The organism is Paenibacillus sp. NPDC057886, assembly GCF_042796655.1.
In the GTDB taxonomy this organism is placed as follows: Bacteria; Bacillota; Bacilli; order Paenibacillales; family Paenibacillaceae; genus Paenibacillus.
This window is the reverse complement of the sequence record NZ_JBHVMZ010000011.1, coordinates 107130-117797: the sequence shown is the minus strand read 5'-3', so window position 1 is coordinate 117797 and position 10668 is coordinate 107130. Positions and strand designations below refer to the sequence as shown.

The following is a 10668-nucleotide window of genomic DNA, read 5'->3' as shown; positions in this document are numbered from 1 at the left end:
ACTAATTTTATAGATATAATATCGGATTATATAAGGGGATATCTAATTTTTATATGATTTTCTCTAAAATCCAGCTGGTATTTTGAAAACGCTCTATCAGGTATGATTATTTTATAAAACAGAGGAGGGGGAACGGAGATGGAAACGCTAACAGAAAAATCCGCTTCCGCGAAAAAAAGCAGTGACCCCAATCCGCTAACACAAAAACGGCGGAACAGAATTTGGGACAGTATGAAACAGCAAAAGTATCTCTATCTCATGTCATTGCCATTCGTAGTTTGGGTTTTTGTATTTAACTATCTGCCACTATGGGGATGGACGATGGCTTTCCAAAACTATAAACCGGCCAGATCGTTCGGCGATCAACAGTGGGTTGGTTTTAAGCACTTTGCAGAGCTGTTCAGCGATGATCGCTTCTATCTGGTACTTCGAAATACGCTTGCGATGAGCTTGATGGGACTGGTTGTCGGTTTTATCGTGCCGATTTTCTTTGCAATTCTCTTAAATGAGATGAAAGGCATGTTCTTCAAGCGCGCCGTGCAAACGGTATCATATCTGCCTCACTTTGTATCCTGGGTCGTAGTGGCAGGGATTATTACCAAGATGCTCTCCACCGATGGCGGGATTATCAATGACCTTTTGGTAAACCTAAACATTATCGATCAGCCGATTCAATTCATGGCTAAGGGGAACCTGTTCTGGTACATTGTAACCGCTTCAGATATGTGGAAGGAAACCGGCTGGAATGCGATCATCTATCTGGCGGCCATTACCGGTATTGACCAGGAACTTTACGAAGCTTCCCGGGTAGACGGAGCAAACCGCTGGAGACAAATGTGGCACATCACGCTGCCTGGCATACGGACCACGATTTCCGTACTTTTCATCATGTCGATCGGGCATCTGATCAGTATCGGTTTCGAGAAGCAGTTCTTGCTAGGCAACAGTCTGGTGACCGATTACTCGGAAGTCCTTGATCTATACGCGCTTAATTATGGCTTGAATATGGGACGATTCTCATACGGTACCGCCATAGGCATATTCAACTCCGTTGTCAGTATCATCCTTCTGTTTACAGCGAACGGATTGTTCAAAAAATTCACCAAAGAAAGCATCATGTAGGGAGGGGACAACATTATGGCGAACAAAGCATTCAATGCTACTCGGGGCGATAAAGTGTTCGATATATTCAACATCCTCGCAATGACCCTGGTGCTGATTGTAACACTGTATCCATTCCTGAACGTACTGGCTATCTCGCTCAATAACTCGACAGATACCGTACGTGGTGGGATTTACTTGTGGCCTCGTGAATTCACATTGCAAAACTATAAAACGATTTTCCAATATGAAGGATTGCTGCAAGGTTTGCAGGTATCCATTCTGCGTACCATTGTAGGTACGTTGCTCGGCTTGATCAGCTCCTCAATGATCGCGTTTACACTAAGTCGTCCTGACTTCAAGTTGAGAAAGTTTGTTTCCACGACACTTGCACTCACGATGTATTTCTCCGGTGGTCTGATTCCGGTATACATCCTGATGCGTGACCTGAACCTGATCGGTACATTCTGGGTATATGTATTGCCAGGTATGATCAGTGCGTTTAACGTGTTTATCATTCGTTCCTTCATTGATGGCCTGCCGTATGCATTGCAGGAATCAGCGAAGCTGGATGGTGCGAATGACTTTAAGATCTATTACAAAATCATTTTGCCGCTCTGTAAACCGGTACTTGCAACCATCGCATTGTTCCTGGCTGTTGGCCAGTGGAATGCTTGGTTCGATACGTACCTGTATAATGGTTCGAAGGCTCATCTGACCACGCTCCAGTATGAGCTGATGAAAGTGCTGCAAAGCACACAGCAAGGCTCAGGCGCTGGGCGGAATGCCAATGACATGGCTCAGCAGATGACACAGATTTCACCGGAATCCATCAAGATGGCGATTACAATCGTTGTTACGGTTCCAATCCTGATCGTGTATCCATTCCTGCAAAAGTATTTTGTAGGTGGTATGACATTGGGTGCAGTAAAAGCTTAAGCAAGTTTGTACAGGCCGCCACATAGATAGAGCGGCCGTATAATATAAGAAGCATCAGAATGCCCGAAGCGCAGCCATTTGGCCTGCGCTTCACCGTATAGGGCTGCGGAGTGGCATTCATGAAGCTATAGACAGGGACAATAAAGTCCCGGATAAGACAGACATATGAATCAGGGAGGATTACCATTATGGCAAGTAACAAAATGAAGATTGCACTGGCTCCGGTGCTTGCGATGTCTTTGCTCGCAGGTTGCGGTGGAGGAAACAGTGGCGAAACGTCGTTTAAGGACACAAGCGGTGATACGTCTCCGATTACTTTTGACTTTTTTAGCGTCGATCCCAGTCCGAACTGGAACGGTATGAAGGATGAAGTGGGGAAAGTCCTTGCAGAGAAAACAGGAGTCACCCTTAACGGTGAATTTGCCGTCAGTGGTGGTCAGGATAAAGTATCCTTAATGGCAGCAAGCGGAGATTATCCGGATATTGTGTCACCCAAAGGAGAGCTAAGCAAGCTCGTGGATGCTGGGGCAATGGTTGATTTGACTGATCTGATCGAGCAATATGCTCCCAATCTGAAGAAGCTGTATGGTAATTACATGGACCGGCTGAAATATAGCAACGAAGATCAAGGGATTTATGTACTGCCTACGTATTATGCGGTAGACCAGAAGTATTTTGATGCAGGCGGCGGATTTGGGATTCAGCAGCGTGTATTGAAAGAACTGGGATATCCTGAAGTACGTACACTCCAGGATTATGAAAATGTACTGAAAGCCTACAAAGAGAAACATCCAACAATTGATGGTCAGCCGACAATCCCGTTAACATTGGACGCGGATGACTGGAGAATCATGATTACGGTAACGAATCCCGCATTCCTCGCAACGGGCGCTCCGGATGACGGCGAGTACTATATTGATCCTGAGACATATAAGGCAAGTCTCCATTACAAACGTCCGGAAGAGAAAGAGTATTTCCGTTGGTTGAACCATATGTACGCAGAAGGACTGCTAGATCAGGACAGCTTCGTACAGAAAACGGATCAATACAAATCCAAAATTGCAAGTGGACGTGTACTGGGCGTCATTGACCAGGATTGGGGTTATTCTGATGCGGAGAATGCATTGAAAGCAGCGGGTAAAGATGAAGCGACCTATTCACACTTCCCAGTAACTCTGTCTAAAGATATCAAGGATCATTCCTTCCAGGACCCTGGTTTTGTATCTGGATGGGGTGTAGGGATTACAACATCGAATCCGGACCCGGTTCGTACAATCAAATTCTTTGATTACCTGGCTTCTGAGGAAGGTCAAGTGCTGATGAACTGGGGTATTGAAGGCCAACAGTACGAAGTGAAAGATGGCAAACGTGTGATTCCGGCCGATATTCAGGACCAAAAAACGAATAATGCTGCCGTATTCCAGAAGGAAACAGGTATTGGCCTCTATACCAATATGTCTGGTCACTATGGAGATGGTGTCAAAGATACAACGGATAACTATTACACAACGAATTTCCCAGAACAGATTGTAGCGGCGTATTCCGATGCGGAGAAAGAGACACTCAAAGCATACGGCGCAACAACGTGGAAAGATCTGTTCCCAAGTGAAGATGAGTTCCCGGTTAAACCATGGGGAGCAGCATACAATATGCCGACTCCAGGTGACTCGGATTACAACGTTATTTTCCAAAAAACACAGGATATTATCCGTAAACGGATCCCAGAAGCAATCCTCAGTTCTCCTGAGCAATTTGATGCCATCTATGATGGGATGATTGCTGAACTTAACAAAGCAGGAGCAGAGGACATGGAAAAACAATACACCGAGCTGGTGCAAAGCCGTGTTCAATTGTGGAGCGGTGAAGAGAGCAAATAATGCGTTTTTAGCAGACTGATTTTTTCGAAAAAGAGGACCCGGGAAACTGGGTTCTTTTTTATAACTAAAACGTTTTCCGAAAAACGTTTTCAATTTTATGAATTCACTATTGACAAGGACTTTTAGAGAGATTATTATTCAAATATGAAAGCACTTTCATCGCTGGTTTATCAAGACTTGTATACGAATCTCTTCAGTCAAAGAGAGTAAGGAATGGTTCCGCAAATTACTGGATAGAATGAGTGTTTTTCACTTCATTTAGAAAACGCTTTTTATGTTATAAAATCAAACGTTTTACAATCAGAATCACCCGATTACGGTATGTGCAGGTCAGCCTGTTCTACAATAGATAGCTTCATTTTATCCATAAGGGGGATTACACATGAAGGGCAAAACACCAAAAACATTCGCAATGCTTCTGTTAGCCAGCGCTCTTGCTATTACAGCAGGTTGCAGCGGCGGAGGAGGAACTACGGCTTCAGAGACACCAACGGACACAGGGGATACGACCAGTCCAATCACCTTTACGTTCTTTGGTGCTGACGCAAGTCCAAACTGGAACAACATGAAGGACGCAGTCGGCCAAGAAATTACGAAACAAACAGGTGTTACAATTGAAGCCGAGTATGATGTGAATAATGGCGGCGACCAGAAGATACCTTTGATGGCTGCCAGCGGTGAATACCCTGATATTATCTATCCTAAAGGTAACTTGTCTAAGCTTGTGGATGCAGACGCGATGCTTGACCTGACAGATCTGATTGATCAATATGCACCAAACCTGAAGAAAATCTATGGAGACCAGATGAACCGTCTGAAATACAGTTTGGAAGATCAGTCCATTTACACGATCCCAACGAACATGGGTGTAGATAATGTTGCGTTTGATGCTACAGGCGGATTCGAAATTCAGCAAAAGGTATTGAAAGAACTCGGCTACCCAGAAGTGAAAACGCTTGAGGATTACGAGAAAGTTCTGAAAGAATATTATGCAAAACATCCAACCATTGACGGACAGCCGACGATTCCGCTGACGTTGAATGCAGATGACTGGAAGATTATGATTACGGTAACGAATCCAGCCTTTCAGGCAACAGGTGGACCGGATGACGGTGAATATTACATTAACCCTGAAACGTATGAAGCGGTGCTGCACTATAAACGTCCAGAGGAGAAAGAATACTTCCGCTGGTTGAACAAAATGTACAATGAAGGCATTCTGGACAAAGATACATTTGTGCAGAAAGACGACCAATACAAATCCAAAATTGCAAGCGGTCGGGTACTGGGGCTGATTGACCAGGAATGGAACTATGGTGAAGCTGAGAATGCTTTGAAATCAGTTAACAATGGCGAGAATACGTACGCTCACTTCTCTGTATCCCTCAACAAGGATATTGTGGATCATACGTTCCAACCAACCGGATTCGATGGATATGGCATCGGAATTTCGAAAACTGCAAAAGACCCTGTACGTATTATCAAATTCATGGATTGGCTCGCTTCGGATGATGGCCAAGTGCTGAGAAACTGGGGTATTGAAGGCCAACAATATAAAGTAGAAAATGGCACCCGCATCATTCCTGAGGATATTCAAGATCGAAAAACGAATGATAACTCGGCATTTACCAAAGAAACAGGGGTTGGCATGTATAACATCTTCAGCGCTAGATATGGCGATGGTGTCAAAGATTCTACAGGTAACTACTACACAACAAACTTCCCTGAGCAGATCCAAGCAGGTTATACTGCCGCAGAGAAGGAAACACTGAAAGCTTATGGCATTACAACGTGGAAAGATTTCTATCCTTCTGAAGATGACCTGAAACTGAAAGATTGGGGCGCAGCATATAACATGCCTGTACCTTCGGATACGGATTATAACGTAACGTTCCAGAAAACGCAGGACATTATCCGTAAACGTATTCCTGAAGCCATCCTTGCCAAACCTGAGAAATTCGACAAAGTGTATGATGATCTCCTGGCTGAACTGGATAAAGCCGGTGCGGTAGAGATGGAGAAACAATACACCGTTTGGATCAAGGAACGTGTAGCTCTGTGGACAGGTAAAGACGTGAAATAATAGTGAAAATAAGTCATAATATATGATCATTTTCATTGCGAGAAAGGTCCCTTAAAAGGGGCCTTTTTTGTTGTTGACGAAAGGGGGAGGATAGCATATAATCGTTAATGTAAGCACTTTCAGTAAGCGTTTTAAATTATTTTACGAAAACGTTTTACGTTTGTTAGAAGTAAGTTTTCATGAGTTAAGGTTTTAATAAAAAGAGTACAGATTTTATTTTATAGTAAGCGCATACAGAAATGCGTCTTACGGTGGTATCCTCAGGCTTAAAGCCTGTTATACAGATAAAACCTTCATAAATAATAGGGGGATTAGACAATGAGAGGCAAAATGAAAGGCAATACACCCAAGACGTTTGCAATGTTGATGCTCGCAAGTGCAATGCTGGTTACAGCTGGCTGCGGAAATTCGGGAAGCAAAGAAGCCTCCGAGTCCAGTGGAACCGAACCGGTTACTATCACATTCTTTGGTGCGGATGCAAGTCCAACCTGGAACAAGATGCAGGATGCAGTCGGTAAAGAGATTACCAAGCAAACAGGCGTTACAATTGAGGCTGAGTATGATGTGAACAATGGTGGCGATCAAAAAATTGCGCTTATGGCTGCCAGTGGTGATTACCCTGATATCGTTTTCCCAAAAGGTAACTTGTCTAAACTTGTAGATGCAGGCGCGATGCTTGACCTGACGGATCTGATTGAGGAGCATGCTCCAAACCTGAAAAAAATATATGGGGACCAGATGAACCGGCTGAAATACAGTTCGGAGGATCAGGCCATTTACACAATCCCAACGAATATGGGTGTTGATAATGTTGCGTTTGACGCAACAGGCGGATTTGAAATTCAGCAAAAAGTGCTAAAAGAGCTCGGATACCCTGAAGTGAAAACACTTGAGGATTACGAGAATGTATTGAAAGAATATGTGAAAAAACACCCAACGATTGACGGACAGCCGACCATTCCATTGACGCTGAATGCAGATGATTGGAAGATTATGATTACGGTAACGAACCCGGCATTCCAGGCAACAGGAGCACCGGATGATGGAGAATATTACATCGATCCTGAGACGTATGAAGCCACGCTCCATTACAAACGTCCAGAGGAGAAAGAATATTTCCGCTGGTTAAATCATATGTACAATGAAGGATTGCTGGACAAAGATACATTTGTGCAAAAGGATGATCAATATAAATCCAAAATTGCAAGTGGCCGTGTACTCGGTCTGATTGACCAAGAGTGGAATTATCAAGAAGCAGAAAATGCACTCAAATCAGCGGGCAAAGATGACAGCACATATGCTCACTTCTCTGTATCCCTGAACAAGGACATTGTGGACCATACGTTCCAGCCAACCGGATTTGACGGATATGGCATCGGAATCACAACTTCTGCCAAAGATCCGGTTCGCATTATCAAATTCATGGACTGGCTCGCTTCGGATGAAGGACAAGTGTTGAGAAACTGGGGAATTGAAGGCGAGCACTACAATGTAGAAGATGGTCAACGGGTGATCCCTCAAGATATCCAGGATCGTAAAACCAATGACAACTCTAACTTTTCCAAAGAAACAGGAATCGGAATGTATAGCGTGTTTAGTGCCAGATACGGTGATGGCGTGAAAGATTCCACGGATAACTATTATACAACGAACTTCCCTGAGCAGATCCAGGCTGGTTATACTGCGGCAGAGAAAGAAACGTTGAAAGCATACGGTATTACAACTTGGAAAGATTTCTACCCTTCTGAGGATGCGCTGAAGCTGAAAGACTGGGGCGCAGCATACAACATGCCCGTACCTTCAGGTACAGACTATAGTGTAACATTCCAGAAAACACAGGATATCGTGCGCAAACGTATTCCTGAAGCTGTTCTGACAACAACTGCGAACTTTGATAAAGTGTACGATGATTTCCTCGCAGAGTTGGACAAAGCCGGCGCAGTCGAAATGGAGAAACAGTACACTGTTTGGGTTAAGGATCGTGTTTCCCTGTGGACAGGTAAAGACGTAAAATAACGTAAGATTAAGTAAATAGGCGGATAAACAAAAAAAGGCCCTGAGATAGGGTCTTTTTTTGCTGACTATGTGATGTTTAACATTGACGCAAATTTCGAAATCAAATATAATTTTCTTACTGTAAGCACTTTCAGATAAACGAAGCTTAAGCTATGATTCTAATAGGGTTCGGCCAAGAGAAATCAGTATTTTTATTGTTTATTTAGTTGTTTCGAAAACGTTTTAGTAATAATTGAAAAATTGCTGATTCAGGAACAGGAGTTATCTATGTCCTCATTTAATGAAAAAACAAAAGAACACCGTCTGTGGTATCGTCAGCCCGCTACTCGCTGGGAAGAGGCGTTGCCTATCGGCAATGGTCGCCTTGGCGGTATGGTGTACGGCGGAGCAGCGGATGAACAAATCCAGCTAAATGAAGATACATTGTGGTCCGGATTTCCACGTGACACCATTCAGTACAGCAGTCAGCGGTACCTAAAGCAGACCCGTGAACTGATCATGTCCGGGCAATATAGCGAAGCTGAAGAATTGCTGAACCGCGAAATGCTGGGACGTGATGTGGAAGCTTATCAGCCGATGGGTCACTTTAAGTTGCAGCACGCTGAACTGGATGGGATCCCGTACGATGAATTTGAGCGGGAGCTTAATCTCCACACCGGGATTACAACGACGAAGTATTCATATGAAGGCACACGTTATGTGCGTGAAGTATATGCCAGTGCACCGGATGATCTCATGGTCTGTACCATCACTGCTGATCGTGATGGAGCTGTAAACGTCAGTGTTACGTTGGATAGTCCACATCCATATAACGTTGAGGCTTCGGGTGATGCACTTACTTTGTTCAGTCGCTGTCCGAGTCATGTTGAATCGAATTATTTCAGGGATCATCCAGAGTCTGTCATCTACGAAGAAGATCGGGGAACGGCTTATGCTGTGCAATTGGTCGCAACTGCGACGGGGAAGAATGCCGAAGTAGCGGTTATGGACGGGAGACTTCATATTCAGGGAGCTGACCAGGTTATTTTTTATCTGGCAGCGGCGACCGCCTTTGAAGGCTATGATGTGGCGCCTGTTAAAGATGGTGTGCTTCTGGACCAGGAGTGCAGGCAGGTAATCACTAAAGCGATGGCTCATGGCATGAAGGCACTTCGGGAGCGACATGTGATGGATCATGAGGCTTTGTTTTCAAGAGTGTCTATTGATCTCGGCGCATCAGCGAATGAAGCATTACCTACCGATGAGCGGCTGCAAGCTTACCAGGCTGGAGCCAATGATCCCGGCCTGGAGGCGCTCTATTTTCAATATGGCAGATATCTGTTAATGGGTAGTTCGCGCAAAGGAAGCCAGCCAGCCAATCTGCAGGGAATCTGGAATCATCAGGTGGAGCCACCTTGGCACAGTGATTACACGATTAATATCAATACCGAGATGAATTACTGGCCGGCAGAAGTATGCAACCTGAGTGAATGCCATGAGCCGCTGTTTGGCTTGTTGGAGGATCTAAGCGATACCGGGAGAAGGACGGCACGCATTTTGTACGGAGCGCGCGGCTGGACAGCCCATCATAATGTAGATATCTGGAGGACATCCACGCCTACAGGCGGAGACGCAAGTTGGGCGTTCTGGCCGATGGGCGGTGTGTGGCTGACTTCACACCTATGGGAGCATTATCTGTTTACCCGTGATCAGCAATTCCTTGCGGAACGCGCGTATCCAATCATGAAGGAAGCGGCACTCTTCTGTCTGGACTGGCTGGTGGAGGGACCTGACGGATATCTGGTTACCGCTCCATCAACCTCTCCAGAGAACAAGTTCCTCACCCAGGAAGGTGAAGCTCGCAGCATCTCCATGGCTTCGACGATGGATATGACATTGATTCGTGAATTGTTCGATCGGTGTATTGAAGCAACGAAGCGGCTGGATGTGGATCAGGAGCTGGCGAATGAGTGGGGCGAGGCGCGTAGCAAGCTCTATCCATTCCGAATCGGAAGCGAGGGGCAGCTGCAGGAATGGTTTAAGGATTTTGCCGAATCCGAACCTGGGCATCGTCACGTCTCTCATCTGTATGGTCTGTATCCGGGGGAGCAGATCAACCGACTGGATACGCCTGAACTGGTGGAAGCAGCACGAGTGTCACTGGAACGTCGCATCTCACAAGGTGGCGGGCATACAGGCTGGAGCTGTGCCTGGTTGATTAATCTGTATGCGAGGCTGCTGGATAGCAAGCTGGCACATCAGTTTGTCCGTACGCTGCTGGCTCGATCCACCCATCCCAATCTGTTCGATGATCATCCGCCGTTCCAGATCGATGGCAACTTCGGTGGCACTGCGGGGATTGCCGAAATGTTGTTACAAAGCCATTTGGGCGAATTACATCTGCTTCCAGCGCTGCCTGAGTACTGGGCAAGTGGCAGTGTGAAAGGGCTTCGGGCACGAGGTGCATATACGGTGGCAATCGAGTGGATAGACGGCAGGCTCTCAAGCGCCGATATTAAGGCTGATCACGATGGCTCGATAACCATTCGGAGCGCATATCCACTGCGTTTGGAAGGAAACGACCAGGCTCAGGCGCAGCTTACAACTCAGGGTGATTATGTAGTTATTTTAACCATGACCGCAGGACAGACGATCCGCGTGTCATCATGAGAC

Annotated in this window: 6 protein-coding genes; all 6 read left to right on the top strand. The window is 45.5% G+C overall.

Features of this window, described 5'->3' with window-relative positions; all coding sequences use genetic code 11:
• The first annotated feature begins 138 nt into the window (after positions 1-138).
• The 6 genes from ACFVQB_RS29600 (at position 139) to ACFVQB_RS29575 (ending at position 10665) form a co-directional block, all read left to right on the top strand.
• Positions 139-1122 (top strand): ABC transporter permease, encoded by a 984-nt coding sequence (locus ACFVQB_RS29600; protein WP_379447886.1) that lies wholly within the window; start codon positions 139-141, stop codon positions 1120-1122.
• A 15-nt stretch (positions 1123-1137) separates the two neighbouring features.
• Positions 1138-2040 carry a carbohydrate ABC transporter permease gene (locus tag ACFVQB_RS29595; RefSeq protein WP_379447884.1) on the top strand — a complete coding sequence of 301 codons (903 nt, stop codon included), beginning with the start codon at positions 1138-1140 and terminating at the stop codon, positions 2038-2040.
• 188 nt (positions 2041-2228) lie between these two features.
• Complete coding sequence (locus ACFVQB_RS29590; protein ID WP_379447881.1) at positions 2229-3917, top strand: ABC transporter substrate-binding protein; 1689 nt, start codon at positions 2229-2231, stop codon at positions 3915-3917.
• Positions 3918-4299: 382 nt separating this feature from the next.
• A complete protein-coding gene (locus ACFVQB_RS29585) occupies positions 4300-6000 on the top strand; it encodes an ABC transporter substrate-binding protein (protein ID WP_379447879.1) in 1701 nt (566 codons plus the stop codon).
• 318 nt (positions 6001-6318) lie between these two features.
• A complete protein-coding gene (locus ACFVQB_RS29580; RefSeq protein WP_379447877.1) occupies positions 6319-8016 on the top strand; it encodes an ABC transporter substrate-binding protein in 1698 nt (565 codons plus the stop codon).
• 267 nt (positions 8017-8283) lie between these two features.
• Positions 8284-10665: a glycoside hydrolase family 95 protein gene (locus tag ACFVQB_RS29575; protein ID WP_379447874.1), complete on the top strand. Its 2382-nt coding sequence runs from the start codon at positions 8284-8286 to the stop codon at positions 10663-10665.
• The last annotated feature ends 3 nt before the right edge of the window (positions 10666-10668 follow it).

What these genes read in the sequence shown, in the direction of transcription:
- ACFVQB_RS29580 (WP_379447877.1), top strand. Translation starts at nt 6,319, where the DNA reads ATGAGAGGCAAAATGAAAGGCAATACACCCAAGACGTTTGCAATGTTG.
- ACFVQB_RS29595 (WP_379447884.1), top strand. Translation starts at nt 1,138, where the DNA reads ATGGCGAACAAAGCATTCAATGCTACTCGGGGCGATAAAGTGTTCGAT.
- ACFVQB_RS29590 (WP_379447881.1), top strand. Translation starts at nt 2,229, where the DNA reads ATGGCAAGTAACAAAATGAAGATTGCACTGGCTCCGGTGCTTGCGATG.
- ACFVQB_RS29600 (WP_379447886.1), top strand. Translation starts at nt 139, where the DNA reads ATGGAAACGCTAACAGAAAAATCCGCTTCCGCGAAAAAAAGCAGTGAC.
- ACFVQB_RS29575 (WP_379447874.1), top strand. Translation starts at nt 8,284, where the DNA reads ATGTCCTCATTTAATGAAAAAACAAAAGAACACCGTCTGTGGTATCGT.
- ACFVQB_RS29585 (WP_379447879.1), top strand. Translation starts at nt 4,300, where the DNA reads ATGAAGGGCAAAACACCAAAAACATTCGCAATGCTTCTGTTAGCCAGC.